This window comes from Diaphorobacter sp. LI3 (assembly GCF_022807955.1).
Classification (GTDB): Bacteria; Pseudomonadota; Gammaproteobacteria; order Burkholderiales; family Burkholderiaceae_C; genus Diaphorobacter; species Diaphorobacter nitroreducens.
The window spans coordinates 673,397-688,539 of the sequence record NZ_CP094346.1 but is presented as its reverse complement, the minus strand read 5'-3'; the positions used below and the strand labels follow the sequence as shown (position 1 = coordinate 688,539).

Genomic DNA, 15,143 nt, shown 5'->3' with positions numbered 1-15,143 from the left:
TGCCAGCGCTTTACTGGTAAGCGCTTGCGCCCAAAAACCCTCTCAACCTCCGCGCCCGGCCTGCCCCACGGCCGCGCAGATGGAGCAGCCCGAACTCGTGGGCCGCTGGCAGGCGCGGCTGGACGGCATGGCCGAGCCCGTGCTGCTGGAACTGGGCCCCCACCCCGAATGGGACGGCACGGTGAAGGGACGCATCCAGTGGCCGGGCTTCACCTCGGTGGTGGTGGGCGACGTGCACCAGGGCCGGCTCACCATGGAAGAGTCGCGCGACGGCACGCGGGTCAGCGGCAACTGGAGCGGCGACGTCGTCGAGGGCAGTTGCGCGCGCGAGATCCGCGGCGAATGGACCGACGAGGCCGACCGGCCCTACACCTTCACCCTGCGCAAGCAGGCCCCTTCCCGGCCCTGACCTGCATGGCAGCCGTCACCGACCACGCGCATCATCCGACCATGACACAGCCTTCACACCCCCTGTCCCGCCTGGGCCTGGCCACCGCGCTGCTGGGCACGGCCCTGCCGCTGGTCAGCCTGGCCGAGACCGCCGCAGCCCCGGCCGTCAACCGCGCGGCCGGCTGGCGCCAGTGCGCCGCACTCACCGGTGACAGCCAGGCACGCCTGGCCTGCTTTGACCAGTGGGCCGGCGAGCAGAGCTGGCAGGCGCCGCCCGCTTCGGCCAGCGCCCAGCCCGCCGCCGCCACGCAGGCGCCGCCCCCGCCGGTGGACGCCACGCTGCCGGCCACGCGCATCATCGACGTGGCGCAGGTGGACGGCTGCCGCGACGGCCAGTACAGCACCCTGTCGCGCTTTTGGGAGCTGGAGACGGGCAGCGACTGCGGGGCGTTCCGCTTTCGCGGCTACCGGCCCATGAGCGTGTCCGTCGTGGGCGCCACCAGCGTCAACCGCCTGCCCACCTCGGGCAGCCCGGACAACAACGCCACCAGCGAGGTGGACTACCGCAAGACCGAGATGCGCGTGCAGCTGTCGGTGCGTACCAAGCTCGCGCAGGGCCTGCTCACGCGCGGCCACCCCACGCTGCGCGACTCGCTGTGGGCGGGCTACACGCAGCAGTCGTACTGGCAGCTGTTCTCGCCGGGCATCTCGCGGCCGTTCCGCAACACGGACCACGAGCCCGAGATCATGTACGTGTACCCCACCGACGCCAAGCTGCCCTTCGGCTGGCGCTGGCGCTACAGCGGCATCGGCCTGGTGCACCAGTCCAACGGCCAGAGCCTGCCTCTGTCGCGCAGCTGGAACCGCGTGTACCTGATGACCGGCATGGAGCTGGACAACCGCTGGACCGTCACCGGCCGCCTGTGGAAGCGCCTGCACGAGAGCGCGGACAGCGACGACAACCCCGGCATCAGCAACTACGTGGGCCGGGCCGAGCTGGGCCTGACCTGGAACGTGGATAAGGACAACACCCTGGCGCTGACCGCACGGCATTCGCTGGGGGCGACCGGGCGCGGCTCGGCACGGCTGGAATGGCTGCAAACCCTCGGAACCAGCCTGGTGGGCAACCGCACCAACCTGCGCCTGCACACCCAGCTGTTCACGGGCTACGGCGACAGCCTGATCGACTACAACCGCAAGCGCACCGTGTTCAGCGTGGGCCTGAGCCTGGTGGATTTCTGAACCCCACAGCGCGAATGGATGGGCGGGCGCGCCACGCGCGCCTGCCGGCCCGATCACAACCGGTTACCCTTTGACCGGGCCGGCGGGTTGAAGGCGCCGCAGTGCGCCGACACAATCGGGCGCACCCCGGCGCCGCCGGGGGCGGGCCCGCGCCCTGCGCAATAAGCGCCTGCTTTCGCGCGGTATTCGCCCCATCACCGGCCAGCGCCGTCCGCACAATGCAGCCCGGAGGACGACGACCATGGACCTGCAATACCAGCTGAAGGCCGGCAGCTACTACCTGTACGACATGCGCGAAACGCCCAGCGCAGTCACGGGCGAGCGTCGCTTCAAGCTCAAGACCGACACCGTGGCCATTGCCTTCGACCTGCACACCGGCGAGGTGCACCAGCACGGCAGCCCGGCACGCATCCAGTCCTGGGCCACGCACACGCGCCGGCGCCTGCGCGCCGCAGGCGCGGCGGACGTGGCCAACGACATCGTCGTCGTCTCCGGCCCGCTGCCCGTGGACGAGCTCAACAAATGCCTTTGGATCAGCGGCTACTGCCGGCGCATGTTCACGCGCCTGGCCAGCCTGCCGCACGGCAAGCTGCAGCGCGCGGCGCAGCAATGGAAAAAAGCGGCCTGAACGCGCTGCCCATCTGCGCCAGCAGCTCTTGATTCAATAGCACAACGGGTCCCGCGGGACCCGTTGTTTCTGGTGTCAGTCCTGCGCACCTACGTCGTCGTCCTGGTCGTCATCCTCGGGCAGTTCCTCCGGCTCCGCATGCTTGACCACGGTGACGGGCACGGGACTTTGCTGCACCAGCGCCTGCGATACCGAGCCCAGCAGCGTGCCGCGCAGCCCGCCCAAGCCGCGCGCGCCGATGATGAGCGCGTCGCAGCCGCAGCGCTCCACCATGTCCACCAGCGTGGCCGCCACGGGGCCCAGACCGATCTCGGTCTCATACGGCACGCCCGCGGCCTCCACCATCGCCACGGCCGACGCCATCAGGTGCTGGCCGGCCTCCACGCTCGCAGCGGCCACGGCGTCCGCTCCCTGCGTGGCCAGCTCGATCAGCGAGGCCTCTTCCTGCACGTGGCCCAGCACCAGCGTGGCCTGCAGGCCGCCGCGGCGCACCAGGGCCACGCCATGGCGCACCGCGTCGAGCGCGAGTTCGGAGCCATCAACGGCGATCAGGATTCGGAACATGGGGGCACCTCCTTGCAATGCTGTGTCGATAGGGTCAGTGTAGGCCGCGCGGGGCGCTGCGGGCACCAATCCCCGCCGGTGCAGTCTGGGACAATCGCGCCCATGCTCAAGTTTGAAATCCTGGCCACCGACACCTCCAGCCACGCGCGCCGCGGCACGCTCACGCTCAACCACGGCGTGGTGCAGACCCCCATCTTCATGCCCGTGGGCACCTACGGCACCGTCAAGGGCGTGATGCCGCGCAGCCTGCGCGAGATGGGCGCGCAAATCATCCTGGGCAACACCTTCCACCTGTGGATGCGGCCCGGCCTGGACGTGATGCAGAGCTTTGGCGGCCTGCACGGCTTCGAGCAGTGGGACAAGCCCATCCTCACGGACTCGGGCGGGTTCCAGGTCTGGAGCCTGGGCAGCATGCGCAAGATCACCGAAGAAGGCGTGCATTTCGCCTCGCCCGTGAACGGCGACAAGCTGTTCATGTCGCCCGAGGTGAGCATGCAGATCCAGACCACGCTCAACAGCGACATCGTGATGCAGCTGGACGAGTGCACGCCCTACGAGACCAACGGCCACAAGACCACCGAGGCCGAGGCGCGCAAGAGCATGGAGATGAGCCGCCGCTGGGCGGTGCGTTCCAAGAATGAATTCGAGCGCCTGGGCAACCCCAACGCGCTGTTCGGCATCGTGCAGGGCGGCATGTACAAGAACCTGCGCCAGGAGTCGCTCGAAGCCCTGGTGGAGATGGACTTCCCCGGTTACGCCGTGGGCGGCGTGAGCGTGGGCGAGCCCAAGGACGAGATGCTGGACATCATGGCGCACACCCCCCACCGCCTGCCCGCGCACAAGCCCCGCTACCTGATGGGTGTGGGCACGCCCGAGGACCTGGTGGAGGGCGTGGCCCAGGGCGTGGACATGTTCGACTGCGTGATGCCCACGCGCAATGCGCGCAACGGCACGCTGTTCACGCGCTATGGCGACCTGAAGATCCGCAACGCCCGCCACAAGACCGACCACCAGCCGCTGGACCCAAGCTGTACCTGCCACGCCTGCGCGGGCACCGAGGGCGTAAGCTGGAACGACGGGGGCCGCGGCGGCTTCTCGCGCGCCTACCTGCACCACCTGGACCGCTGCGGCGAGATGCTGGGGCCCATGCTCACCACCATCCACAACCTGCACTACTACCTGAACCTGATGCGCGAGGTGCGCGAAGCGCTGGATGCCGGCCAGTTCGGCGCATTCCGCGCGCGCTTCAAGGCCGAGCGCGCACGCGGCGTATAGCGCCGCGTAGGCGGCGGCTGACGGCGAGGGCCGGCGCATTCCGCGCGCGGCGCCGCGCCGTCCCTCCTATGCTGGCGCGATGGACACCCGACCGTCGACGGCCGCACCGCTGCACATCGGCACCGCGGGGTGGAACGTGCCGCAGGGCAGCCGGCACCGGTTCCCGGCTGAAGGCTCGCACCTGGAGCGCTACGCCGCCCGGCTGCCCGCCGTGGAGATCAATTCATCGTTCTACCGCCCCCACCAGCGCAGCACTTACGAGCGCTGGGCCGCGTCCACGCCGCCAGCGTTCCGCTTCAGCGTCAAGCTGCCACGCAGCATCACGCACACGGCGCGCCTGGAGGGCACGGACGCGCTGCTGGAGGCTTTCCTGGAACAGGCGCAGGGGCTGGGGGAGCGCCTGGGCTGTCTGCTGGTGCAATTGCCGCCCAGCCTGCGGCTCGACCGGCCCGTCGCCGAGGCGTTCCTGCGCGGCCTGCGCGAACGGCATCCCCACGGCAGCGTTGCCGTGGAGCCGCGCCACGCCAGCTGGTTCACACCGGAGGGCGACGCGCTGCTGCGCGCCTGGCAGGCCGGCCGCGTGCTGGCCGACCCGGTGCTGCACGCGGGCGGCGAGGTGCCCAGCGGCTGGCCCGGCCTGGTCTACTGCCGGCTGCATGGCGCACCGCGCGTGTACTACTCGGCCTATGACGCGGCGCTGGTCGACGCGCTAGCGGTACGGCTGCGCGTCGCCACCCTGGCGGCGCGCAGCGTGTGGTGCATCTTCGACAACACGGCCAGCGGCGCGGCGGCTGCCAACGCGCTGGACCTGCACCAGGCCTGCGCCTAGCGATTCCCTGCCGCGCCGGGCATCGCACCGTGGGGCGGCGTACCGGCGGGGGCCGCGCCGGCGGGCGGCATGCCCGAGGGGACCACACCCGCAGGGGCCACACCGGGCGAGGCCATCCCGGACGGCGCCGCACCGGCCCCGCAGGCATGGCAGAAACGGGCGAAGGCGCTCTTGCGCGTGCCGCAGGCACCGCAGCGGTCGAACAGGCCGATGCCGCAGTGCGGGCAGAAGTCGGTCACCCCGTCCTTCAGGTCCACCAGCCGTTCGCACCCCGGGCACACACCCTTGGCCAGGCGCGCCAGGGCCACGTCGTAGCCCAGCTCCTTGCGGCGCTCCTGCTCGGGCAGGGCCTCGGCCTGTTTCTGGCGCTCCAGGTAGCGGTTGAGCGCAAGGATGGCGTAGCGCCCCACCAGCGCCGTGACCACGATGCCCACCACGTAGCGCACGTAGCCGCCATAGCTGGGCAGGTAGGGCACCAGCTCCACGAAGAACGCGAACACCGCGAAGAAGATGAAGCCCCACACGAACGGCCACCAAGTGCTCTTGCGCTTTTTGGCGAACAGCCAGCCTGCCGCCACCAGCAGCGGCAGCGTGAGCGCCAGGCGGTAGAGGAACACGCGCAGCTCCACCTTGCGCCGCTCGGCGGCCATCTTCTCGTAACCGCCCTGCTCCAGGCGCCCCAGGCGCTGCTGCGCGGCCTGCGCGGTCTGGCGCGCGTCCAGCAGGGCCTGGTCCTGCGCCTGCACGGCCTGCTGGGCCCGGCGCTCCTGGGCCTTGAGGGCGTCCAGCGCCTGGGTGCGCGCGATCACCTCGGGGTCGTGCTCGGCGCGCTGGGTGGCGCGGCGTGCGGCCAGCCAGTTGCTGAAGGTCTCGCGCTCGGCCTGCGTCTCGCTGCGCGCCTTGGCGTGCTGCAGCCGGGCCTGCTCCAGCGCGGTCTGGGCCTCCTGCTCGGCCTGGCGCGCTTCCTTGACCTGGGCGCGCAGCGCCTGGGCGGCGTCGCGGTCCAGCAAGTCGTCCAGCTGCAGGGGCGCCTCCACCTTGGGCAGGTCGCCCACGATGGTGCCGCCCAGCCCGATCAGAAAGCTGGCGAACACCAGCGCCACCAGCCACAGGCCGCGGCGAAACCATTTCTCCGACAGTCGCAATGCCTTGCTCATGTGTGATCCCTCACGAGGTTTGCTATTGGAATAGTAGCTGCTCGCGCTTGATGGATAAGCGCAGGAGCCCATTTTTGCTTAAAACTTCTCCGGGCCCTGCACCAGCACCTGCGGCGCGCCGGCCAGCTGGGCGCGTTGCAGCCAGGCCAGCGCCGAATCCACCGTGACGGTCTCGATGCGGTCGGCGAAGCGCTTGTCGTTGGGATGGTCGTCGAACGCGATGTTGGCCGCCGTCATGCGCCCGCCCAGGCGCGCGAGCGGCCCGATGGCGAGCGCCGTGGGCTCATAGCCCTTGAACCGCAGCCACGCCTGGGCCTGCGCACGGGTGTGCACGCTGGCGGGCTCCATCGCAACGGCCAGCGTCTCCAGCGCCCACTGGTTGGACTGCTGGTAGCGCGTGCCCCAGGCGTAGCTCACCATGCTGTAGGGCCGCTGGTGCAGCACGGTGGTGCGCGCGCGGTCCTGCAGCAGCGGCAGCAGGCGCTGCTGCACCTCGGGCGCAGGCACGGCCCACACGGCTTCGTAGCGCCACAGGTCGTCGAGGAAGAACTCGCCCAGTCCCTGGCGGTAGACCGCGGCCACGGCCGTACCGCATTCGTTGAGCTTGTGCGCCACGCGCCAGGGGCCCTCGGGTGTCCTGTAGGCCCAGCCCAGGTGCGAATAGCGCAGGCCGTACTTCGACAAGTCCTGCCCCGCGCGCGCCAGCAGCACCACGCTGGCACCGCTCGCATCCAGCGCGCGCGCCGTGCGCTCGGCGAGCTGCATGCCGCGCTCGATGGTCTGCACCGTGGGCTTGCGCTGCTCGCACGAGCGGCCCGCGTGCGCCGGAAAGGCCGTGGCCGCCCATACGGCCAACAAGAGAGCGAAGCGGCGCATGGTTCAAAGCCTTTCGTTGTGCAGCAGCGCGCGGCCCAGCGCGTTCGGCACGAAGGCCAGCACCTCGCCCGCCGCCGACAGGATCACCCCCGTGCCGATCACGCTGCAGGCCACCACCGTGCCCACGCCATGCGCGGCGCGGCCGGCCAACCGCACGCTGGCCTGCGCGCCGTCCGACGCGCGCTCCAGCAGGTACACCTTGCCCGTGGCCGAAGCCTCCACGGCCTTCACCGTGAGCACCGCGCCGCCCACCGACAGCGCCACCGGCAGGGCCGCCACGGCCCCCGCCGTGGCCGACGCAGCGCCCGAGGCCCCCGAAGCCACGAAGGCGGACGCCACGGGCATCAGCGACAGCGCGGCCGATGCCTCGCTCTGCGCGCGGGCCGCGCCTACGAGCATGCCCAGCGACAGCAGGGCGCACATCCAAGTCTTGCGGATCATGGCGGTCTCCTTATTCCTGGCCAGCTTTGGCGCGGCCGGCCTCGGCCAGATCGGCTTCATGGCGGTCGCGCAGCATCTTGGCCAGCGTGAAGGCAGTGGTGATGAGGTAGAGCCAGCTCACGCCCAGGAACGCCTTGTACGTGGCGCTGACCGCCATACCCCACAAGCCCCAGCCCGTCAGGCCCATGGCCACGGCGAAACCGCCCCAGACGACGAGCTTCCAGAGGGGTGTGTCACCCGCGCTGCGCCGCGCCTGCTGGCTGTCACGCACAAACTTGGCGAGCACGAACGCGGCCGAGAGGCAGAACACGTAGCCCATGAACATGAAGGCCACCTCCAGCCGCTCGCCCGGTAGCCAGGCCAGCCCCGTGGCACACAGGAAGACGGCGATGCCGAACGAGACCCAGACCTGGAACTGCCAGGCGCGGGTGTCGCGCTGGAGGGGCGTAGAGGAGGCTTGCATGGTGCGTAAGGCCCGGGGGCCGCTGTTGAACATGGCCCGCATGGTGGGGTCGCGCGTTCGCAAAGTCTCGAATGGATCACCCGGGTATCCAACTTCTGGCTCCTGGGTATCCGATTGCGATACCGGCCGGAGAGCATCCAGGCCACCCCAAGATTCTCATTCCTCAACCAAAAAAGAACAACAAAAATACAAACAAACCCTAATTCGGCCCTATTGACGGCAAATTCCAGAAAGACTCCAATCCGTTTCGTACTTTTTTTGTTCTTTTCATGAAAACCATCCTGCTTGGCGGCGGCATGGTGGGACAGTGCTACGCACAAGCCCTCCAGGCCCAGGGCCACCACATCGTGGCGTTCTGCGACCACGCGCCTTCCGATGCCCTGCGCGCGCTGGCCGCGGAGCTTGGCGCATCCATCCATGCGGCGCCCGGCCCCTGGCTGGCGGAGGCCGGGCTCGTCGTGAGCGCGGTCTTCGGCACGGCAGCACTCGACCTGGCGCGCGCCGCCTTCCCGCACCTGCAGGCCGGCACTCTGTACCTGGACATGACCACCGCCGATCCGCAGGCCATGCGCGACGCCGAGGCGCTGGCGCACGAACGCGGCGTGCGCTTCGTGGACGTGGCGATCACCGGCGCCGTCAACCTGAGCGGCGCACGCACACCGCTGCTGTGCGCCGGCGCCGCTGCCGAAGAGGCCGCGCGTCTGTTGGCGGCGTGCGGCGCACCCGTGCAGGTGGTGGGCGAGCGCCCCGGCGACGCCGCCGAGCTGAAGCTGCTGCGCAGCATCTTCACCAAGGGCCTGGAAGCGCTGTCGGTGGAATGCCTGGTGACCGCCGAGCGCAAGGGCCTGCGCGAGACGCTGTTCCGCGTGCTCGCGGACATCGACCAGGGCTCCCTGCGCGAGACGATGGAATCCATGGTCCGCACGCACATCGTCCACGCCGGCCGGCGCCGCAACGAAGTCGTGGAAGCCCAGCGGCAGATGGCGCAGGCGGGCGTGCCCGCCATCGTGCTCGCGGGTGTGCAGCAGCGCTTCGAGCACACGCTGGCGCAGCAGCAGGCCACCCCCTACGCAGGCCAGACGACGGCCGATGCACTCGCCTGGCTCGGCGGCCCCGCGCGGCCCTGACCCGTCCTTTCCTTCCCTTTCCCCTACCGGAGACATCACCCATGCGCATTTCACGCCGCCTCATCCTGGGCGCCAGCCTGCTCGCGGCCTGCACGGCCACCCTGGCGCAGGACTATCCCAACAAGCCGATCCGCTTCATCGTGCCCTTCCCGCCCGGTGGCGGCACCGACAGCCTGACGCGGCTGGTGGCGAACAAGCTCACCGAGACCCTGAAGTGGAATTTCGTCGTCGAGAACAAGCCCGGCGCCGGCGGCAACGTGGCGCTGGACACCACGGCCAAGGCCGCGCCCGACGGCTACACGCTGGTGATGGCACAGACCGACAACGTGGTGCTGAATCCGTTGCTCTACTCCAAGCTCACCTACGACCCGGTCAAGGACCTGGTGCCCGTGGGCCTCGTCGCCAGCGGCCCCGCCGTGCTCGTGGTGCGCGCCGACTCGCCCCACAAGACGCTGGCCGACGTGGTGGCCGCCGCCAAGGCCGAGCCTGGCAAGCTCACCTTCGCCTCGCCCGGCCTGGGCACGGTGTCGCACCTCATCAGCGAGCTGTGGCAGAAAAGCTCGGGCATGAAGCTCACGCACGTACCCTACCGCGGCCTGTCGCAGGCGCTGCCCGACGTGCTGAGCGGCCAGGTGGACATGTACATGGGCTCCATTCCCACGCTGCAGGGCCACATCAAGGGCGGCAAGGTGCGCGCGCTGGCCGTCACCACGGCCAAGCGCTCGCCCGTGCTGCCGCAGGTGCCGACCTATACCGAATCGGGCATCCCCGGCGTGGAGCTGGCGAGCGTGTGGGGCGTGATGGCGCCCGCCGGAACACCGGAGGCCGTGATCCAGCGCATCAACACCGAGCTCAACAAGGCGCTGCAGCAGCCCGACATGCGCGAAAAGATCCTCGCCAGCGGTGCCGGCGTGCTCGGCGGCTCGCCGCAGGAGATGGGCGCCCTCTACGCCAATGACCGCCAGCGCCTGGCGCCCGTGGTGCGCGACTCGGGCACGCGGCTGGATTGAAAAACCGCGGCACCTTCTGAATGGACACAGAACGCAACATGGCCACCTCCATCCACCTTTCCCGCAGGCACATCGCCGCACTCACCCTGTCGATGCTGGCCGGGGCCAGCTGGGCGCAACCCGCGCTACCGCCCGGGCCCATCACCATGATCGTCGGCTGGCCCGCAGGAGGGCCTTCGGACAACGTGGCGCGCCTCATCGCGACGCACATGGCCGAAGCCCTGGGCCAATCCATCGTCATCGACAACAAAGGGGGAGCGGGCGGCAACATCGGAACAGACGCGGCCGCCCGCGCGCGCGCCGACGGCAGCACCATCATGCTCGCCACGGTGGCATCGCACGGCCTGAACTCGGCGCTCTACGGCAAGCTCAACCACGACCCCATCAAGGACTTCGCCCCCATCGGCATGATCACTACCTCCCCGAGCGTGATGCTCGTGCCGACGGATTCGCCCTACCGCTCGGTACGCGATGTGATCGACGCAGCGCGCGCCCAACCAGGCAAGCTGAACTATGGATCGGGCGGCATGGGCTCCAGCCAGCACCTGGCGGGTGCAAACTTCAAGAAGCTCGCGGGCGTGGATGTGGCGCATATCCCCTACAAGGGCACCGCCCCCGCCATGACCGACCTGATGGCGGGACGCGTCGACTTCGTGCTGACCACGGGCGCCATGTCGTTCATCCGCTCGGGCAAGCTGCGCCCGCTGGCCGTCGCGGCACGCGAACGCCTGCCCGCGCTGCCCGACGTGCCGACTTTCGACGAAGCCGGCGTCAAGGGCTTCTACACCGACTCGTGGTACGGCCTGGTCGCCCCGGCCGGTACACCGCGTCCTGCCTTGGAGAAGCTCAACACGGCGCTGGCCACGGCACTGAACAAGCCGGCCGTGCGCCAGCAGTTCATCGACCAGGGTTCACTGCCCGTCACGCCCATGAAGGTGGACGAGTTCTGGGCCTTCGTGCAAAAGCAGATGCCGCTGGCCGCTGAGCAGGTACGCATCTCCGGGGCCAAGGCGGAATAGCGGGCAGCACGCCGCTTCCCGCTTTCCCTGAGTTTTTCTTCATCCATCCCACCAGAACAAAGAGCCCTATCCATGATTGGACTTCGTATCCTCCAGCGCGCCCGTTCCGTAGACCTTGCACTCGCCCGGCAATTCCTCGACGTGCCTGTAGCCAACGTCAGCGACTGCATGTCCCGCATGACCGCCGGCGGCGCGCGCCTGCGGCCCATGCACGGCAGCGGCCGCATGGCCGGCCCCGCCCTCACGGTGAAGACGCGCCCCGGCGACAACCTCATGGTGCACAAGGCGCTGCAGCTCGCGGTGCCCGGCGACGTGATCGTGGTGGACGCGGGCGGCGACCTGACCAACGCCATCATCGGCGAGATCATGGTGGGCGACGCCGTGCTGCGCCGGCTCGGCGGCATCGTCATCAACGGAGCGATCCGCGACGCGGGGGCGCTGCGCGCGGGCGATTTCCCAGTGTTCGCGGCGGGTGTCACGCACCGCGGCCCCTACAAGGATGGGCCGGGCGAGATCAACGTGCCCATAGCCATCGACGGCATGGTGATCGAGCCGGGCGACCTCGTCATCGGCGACGACGACGGCCTGCTCTGCGTGCCCTGTGCGGAAGCCGCGAACCTGCTAGCCGCGGCACAGGCCAAGCAGGAGGTCGAGGCGCGCATGGTGGCCGGCATCGCCGACGGCAGCTACGACCGCGGCTGGGTCGACGCCACGCTCAAGCGCCTGAACTGCCAGATGCCGCAGTAGCCTCGGCCGGGCGCACCCGCTGCATCTCGAAGCGCAGGAACGACGCGCGCAGGTGGAAGGCCGTCGCCTGCTCGGCCATGCGTCGGTCGCGCCGGCGGATGGCCGCCACCACCTGCCGGTGCTGGCTCACGCTGTCGAGCATGTCCTGCTGGCTGTAGAAATAGAACGAGCCGATCATGATCGGCATGTCGAGGAAGTTCTGCAGCAGGCCCGTAAGGCGGCCCGAATGCGCCGCCTCCACCAGCAGGTGGTGGAAGCGGTTGTTCACTGCCTGCACGCGCGCCGCGCGCTCTTCGGCCTCGGCCAGGGCACAGGCTTGCATCTCGTCGTTGAGCGCGTCCATCTCGTCGATCTGCTCGGGCGTGGCGCGCTCGGCGGCGAGCCCGGCCGCGTGCGGCTCCAGCAGGATGCGCAGCTCGAACGCCTCGGCAATATCCCAGTGCGTCCACCCCGCCACCGTGGCGCCGCGCGCGGCGGCGACGAGCAGGCCGTCTTCCACCAGGCGCTGCAGGGCCGCGCGCACCGGCGTACGGCTGACCTGCATTTCGTGCGCGACGGATTCCTCGCGCAGCCGCTCGCCGGGCGCGTAGCGGCCGGACATGATGCGCCGGCGCAGCTCGGCATAGAGGGAATCAGAAATCTTGGCCATGGTGAAGAGGCTGCGATTGTCCCCCAGAAGGACGCACGATCTGCCCAAAGAACACAGCAACTAAAAAGGGCTGCAGCTCCCCGGCTTGCAGCCCTTTTGATTTGGGAATGGTCCTCTCGGCTCAACGTCCGTCACTTGGCTTGGCCGTTGCGGATGCATGCCCGGTGGAGGTGGCCTGTCTCTTGGCTTTCTTTGCTGCGGCTTTGGGTTTGGCTTCCGCTGTGCTGCGCGTACCGGCGCTTCTGCTCTTGGCCCTGCCCTTAGGCGCACCATTGCCTTGCTCACGCGCAGATTCACGGGCATCGCGCGCCTCCAGCTGGGCGACGCGGGCTTCGAAACGCCCCAGCACTTCCTGCAGGATGTCGGCCTTGCGCTGCGTGCGCTCGTTGTCGGAGCCCACAGGAGAGCGGCTTTTGCTATTCGGGGCCGAACGCATGGCCACCGTCTGACGCCGATACAGGTCGCGGTACTTGTCGCGCAGCGTGCGTGCGCGAGTGACCTTGCCGCGCAAGCGGGACAGTGTCAGGGCCTTGATGGGCTCTGTGCGGCTTTGGTCGAACAGCTCCAGTTCTGCAGCGGTGAGAAGGGGGCGGGCCTGGGTGATGGTGTATGCCATGGTCAGTCTCCTTTGCGGTGCGTTGGCAAAGCTGCACCGTAACCCGCCCCAGGGCGCGCGGGTGTGGGACAGAGGGCCGTCCCGCGGTCGGTCCCCTCGTTCCCGCTGCGGTGGACGGCCTCAAGCGGCCAGCAGCGCCTGCACGCGTTCGCGCAGCAACGGGGGCTGCACGTCGTGCGCCGCCACGGGCGAGCCCACGTTCAGCCCCACGCGGTTCCAGATGCCACGCCGGAAGGGCCGCACCATCGCGCCGCCCTGCTCGATGCGGCTGAAGAACGAGCCCCAGAGATTAGTCAGTGCCATCGGCACCACGGGCGCCTCCACGCCGTCGGCGCGGGCGCGCTCGATGATCTTCATGATGCCGCCCTTGAACGGCTGCAGTTGCCCGTCGCGCGTGATGCCGCCCTCGGGGAAGATGGCGAGCAGGTCGCCTTCGCGCAGCACCTGCGCCGCGCGGGCGAACGCAGCCTCGTAGGTGGCGGCGTCGTCCTTCTGCGGCGCGATGGGGATGGCCTTGGCGAGGCGGAACAGCCAGCCCAGCACGGGGATGCGGAAGATGCGGTGGTCCATCACGAAGTAGATGGGACGGGGGCTGGCGGCCATGAGCAGCACGGCATCGACGAAGCTCACATGGTTGCAGGCCAGGATGGCCGCGCCCTCCGTGGGAATGTGCTCGTCGCCGCGCACCTTGAAACGGTAGATGCAGCGCGACAGCACCCAGGCCACGAAGCGCAGCAGGTACTCGGGCACCAGCAGGAAGATGTAGAACGCCACCACCGCATTGGCGATGCCGGTGAACAGGAAGATCTGCGGCACCGTGAAGCCCGCCGACAGCAGCGCCCCCGCGAGCACGGCACTGGCGATCATGAACAGCGCGTTGAGGATGTTGTTGGCGGCGATGATGCGCGCGCGGTGCGTGGGCTGGCTGCGCATCTGGATCAACGCGTACATGGGCACGCTGTACAGGCCCGCGAACAGCGACAGCAGCAGCAGGTCGGCCATCACGCGCCAGTGCGCGGGCTGCGCCGCGAAGGCCGCCAGGGTGAGCACCTCCGACGGCGGCAAGGCCCGCGAGGCGAAGTACAGGTCGATGGCGAAAACGCTCATGCCGATGGCGCCCAGCGGCACCAGGCCGATCTCCACATGCCGGCGCGAGAGCACCTCGCACAGCAGCGAGCCGATGCCGATGCCCACCGAGAACACCACCAGCAGCAGCGACGCCACCTGTTCGTTGCCATGCAGCACGTCCTTGGCGAAGCTGGGGAACTGCGACAGGAACACCGCGCCGAAGAACCACATCCACGAGATGCCCAGCAGCGAGCGGAACACCACGGTGTTGCCGTGCGCCAGCTTCAGGTTGCGCCACGTCTCGCTGACCGGGTTCCAGTTCACCGTCAGGCTGGGGTCGGTGGCCGGGGCCGGCGGAATGAACTGCGCCACCAGGCGGCCCAGCAAAGCCAGCGCCAGACAGGCCAACGCCACCGTGGTGTGGCCGATGCCCGGCAGCGCCACCAGCAGGCCGCCCGCGACGTTGCCCAGCAGGATGGCGACGAAGGTGCCCATCTCCACCATGCCGTTGCCGCCCGTCAGCTCGCGCTCGCTCAAGGCCTGCGGCAGGTAGGCGAACTTCACCGGCCCGAACAGCGTGGAATGCAGCCCCATGAGGAACACGCAGGCCAGCAGCACGGCCGCGCTGCCCGCGATGAAGCCGGCGGCCGCCACCAGCATGATGGCGACCTCCAGGTTCTTCACGAAGCGGATGATGCGCGTCTTCTCGTATTTGTCGGTGAGCTGCCCCGCCGTGGCCGAGAACAGCAGGAACGGCAGGATGAACAGCGCGCCGATCACCAGTCCCGCCAGCGCCGGCGGCATCCACGACACGCTGAGCTGGTAGGTCACCATCACCGTGAAGGCGAACTTGAACAGGTTGTCGTTGGCCGCGCCGGCGAACTGCGTCCAGAAGAACGGCGCGAAGCGGCGCTGACGCAGCAGCGCGAACTGGTTGGGGTGCGCCGCCGCCTCGGCAGGCTGGGCGGTGGGCGACAAGGTCACGGGGTGCTGCGCGCTCATATGCGGTGTGCTGGGGTGTGAAGGTGCCGCGCATTGTGCG

At 69.3% G+C, this 15,143-nt stretch carries 17 protein-coding genes; 9 read left to right on the top strand and 8 right to left on the bottom strand.

Annotated features, from left to right (window positions below; all coding sequences use genetic code 11):
- Positions 1–79: 79 nt before the first annotated feature.
- The 3 genes from MRB47_RS03240 to MRB47_RS03230 all read left to right on the top strand — a co-directional run bounded on the left by MRB47_RS03240 (position 80) and on the right by MRB47_RS03230 (position 2,260).
- Positions 80–409: a hypothetical protein gene (locus MRB47_RS03240; protein WP_238526544.1), complete on the top strand. Its 330-nt coding sequence runs from the start codon at positions 80–82 to the stop codon at positions 407–409.
- A gap of 41 nt (positions 410–450) precedes the next feature.
- Entirely contained in the window at positions 451–1,632 is a 1,182-nt protein-coding gene (locus MRB47_RS03235; protein WP_252101890.1) for a phospholipase A, read from the top strand.
- A 241-nt stretch (positions 1,633–1,873) separates the two neighbouring features.
- Positions 1,874–2,260 (top strand): hypothetical protein, encoded by a 387-nt coding sequence (locus MRB47_RS03230; protein ID WP_011806955.1) that lies wholly within the window; start codon positions 1,874–1,876, stop codon positions 2,258–2,260.
- A 75-nt stretch (positions 2,261–2,335) separates the two neighbouring features.
- On the opposite strand, the gene MRB47_RS03225 is transcribed toward MRB47_RS03230, so the two are convergent.
- Positions 2,336–2,824 carry a universal stress protein gene (locus MRB47_RS03225; protein WP_011806956.1) on the bottom strand — a complete coding sequence of 163 codons (489 nt, stop codon included), beginning with the start codon at positions 2,822–2,824 and terminating at the stop codon, positions 2,336–2,338.
- 102 nt (positions 2,825–2,926) lie between these two features.
- On the opposite strand from MRB47_RS03225, the gene tgt reads away from it, so the two are divergent.
- Complete coding sequence (gene tgt / locus MRB47_RS03220; RefSeq protein ID WP_015914401.1) at positions 2,927–4,099, top strand: tRNA guanosine(34) transglycosylase Tgt; 1,173 nt, start codon at positions 2,927–2,929, stop codon at positions 4,097–4,099.
- A 79-nt stretch (positions 4,100–4,178) separates the two neighbouring features.
- Positions 4,179–4,928 carry a DUF72 domain-containing protein gene (locus tag MRB47_RS03215; RefSeq protein ID WP_252101889.1) on the top strand — a complete coding sequence of 250 codons (750 nt, stop codon included), beginning with the start codon at positions 4,179–4,181 and terminating at the stop codon, positions 4,926–4,928.
- Here the strand turns inward: MRB47_RS03215 and MRB47_RS03210 are convergent.
- The 4 genes from MRB47_RS03210 to MRB47_RS03195 all read right to left on the bottom strand — a co-directional run bounded on the left by MRB47_RS03210 (position 4,925) and on the right by MRB47_RS03195 (position 7,865).
- Positions 4,925–6,085 carry a serine endopeptidase gene (locus MRB47_RS03210; RefSeq protein WP_252101888.1) on the bottom strand — a complete coding sequence of 387 codons (1,161 nt, stop codon included), beginning with the start codon at positions 6,083–6,085 and terminating at the stop codon, positions 4,925–4,927. The two genes, MRB47_RS03215 and MRB47_RS03210, sit on opposite strands and share 4 nt — an antisense overlap.
- A 78-nt stretch (positions 6,086–6,163) precedes the next feature.
- Positions 6,164–6,961 (bottom strand): DUF2145 domain-containing protein, encoded by a 798-nt coding sequence (locus MRB47_RS03205; RefSeq protein ID WP_252101887.1) that lies wholly within the window; start codon positions 6,959–6,961, stop codon positions 6,164–6,166.
- A 3-nt stretch (positions 6,962–6,964) separates the two neighbouring features.
- Positions 6,965–7,402, bottom strand: coding sequence for a hypothetical protein (locus tag MRB47_RS03200; RefSeq protein WP_252101886.1), 438 nt, complete (start codon positions 7,400–7,402; stop codon positions 6,965–6,967).
- A gap of 10 nt (positions 7,403–7,412) precedes the next feature.
- Entirely contained in the window at positions 7,413–7,865 is a 453-nt protein-coding gene (locus tag MRB47_RS03195; protein ID WP_034691287.1) for a YiaA/YiaB family inner membrane protein, read from the bottom strand.
- A gap of 269 nt (positions 7,866–8,134) precedes the next feature.
- On the opposite strand from MRB47_RS03195, the gene MRB47_RS03190 reads away from it, so the two are divergent.
- The 4 genes from MRB47_RS03190 to MRB47_RS03175 all read left to right on the top strand — a co-directional run bounded on the left by MRB47_RS03190 (position 8,135) and on the right by MRB47_RS03175 (position 11,768).
- Positions 8,135–8,992 carry an NAD(P)-binding domain-containing protein gene (locus MRB47_RS03190; protein WP_411275728.1) on the top strand — a complete coding sequence of 286 codons (858 nt, stop codon included), beginning with the start codon at positions 8,135–8,137 and terminating at the stop codon, positions 8,990–8,992.
- 41 nt (positions 8,993–9,033) lie between these two features.
- Positions 9,034–10,002: a Bug family tripartite tricarboxylate transporter substrate binding protein gene (locus tag MRB47_RS03185; RefSeq protein ID WP_252101885.1), complete on the top strand. Its 969-nt coding sequence runs from the start codon at positions 9,034–9,036 to the stop codon at positions 10,000–10,002.
- A 38-nt stretch (positions 10,003–10,040) separates the two neighbouring features.
- Positions 10,041–11,021, top strand: a complete 981-nt coding sequence (locus tag MRB47_RS03180; protein ID WP_411275746.1) for a Bug family tripartite tricarboxylate transporter substrate binding protein — start codon at positions 10,041–10,043, stop codon at positions 11,019–11,021.
- Between the two features lie 72 nt (positions 11,022–11,093).
- Entirely contained in the window at positions 11,094–11,768 is a 675-nt protein-coding gene (locus MRB47_RS03175; protein WP_252101883.1) for an RraA family protein, read from the top strand.
- On the opposite strand, the gene MRB47_RS03170 is transcribed toward MRB47_RS03175, so the two are convergent.
- The 3 genes from MRB47_RS03170 to MRB47_RS03160 all read right to left on the bottom strand — a co-directional run bounded on the left by MRB47_RS03170 (position 11,737) and on the right by MRB47_RS03160 (position 15,103).
- Positions 11,737–12,417, bottom strand: a complete 681-nt coding sequence (locus MRB47_RS03170; RefSeq protein ID WP_252101882.1) for a GntR family transcriptional regulator — start codon at positions 12,415–12,417, stop codon at positions 11,737–11,739. The two genes, MRB47_RS03175 and MRB47_RS03170, sit on opposite strands and share 32 nt — an antisense overlap.
- Before the next feature lie 121 nt (positions 12,418–12,538).
- Positions 12,539–13,033, bottom strand: coding sequence for a hypothetical protein (locus MRB47_RS03165; RefSeq protein WP_252101881.1), 495 nt, complete (start codon positions 13,031–13,033; stop codon positions 12,539–12,541).
- Positions 13,034–13,153: 120 nt separating this feature from the next.
- Positions 13,154–15,103: an MFS transporter gene (locus MRB47_RS03160; protein ID WP_252101880.1), complete on the bottom strand. Its 1,950-nt coding sequence runs from the start codon at positions 15,101–15,103 to the stop codon at positions 13,154–13,156.
- Positions 15,104–15,143 lie beyond the last annotated feature (40 nt).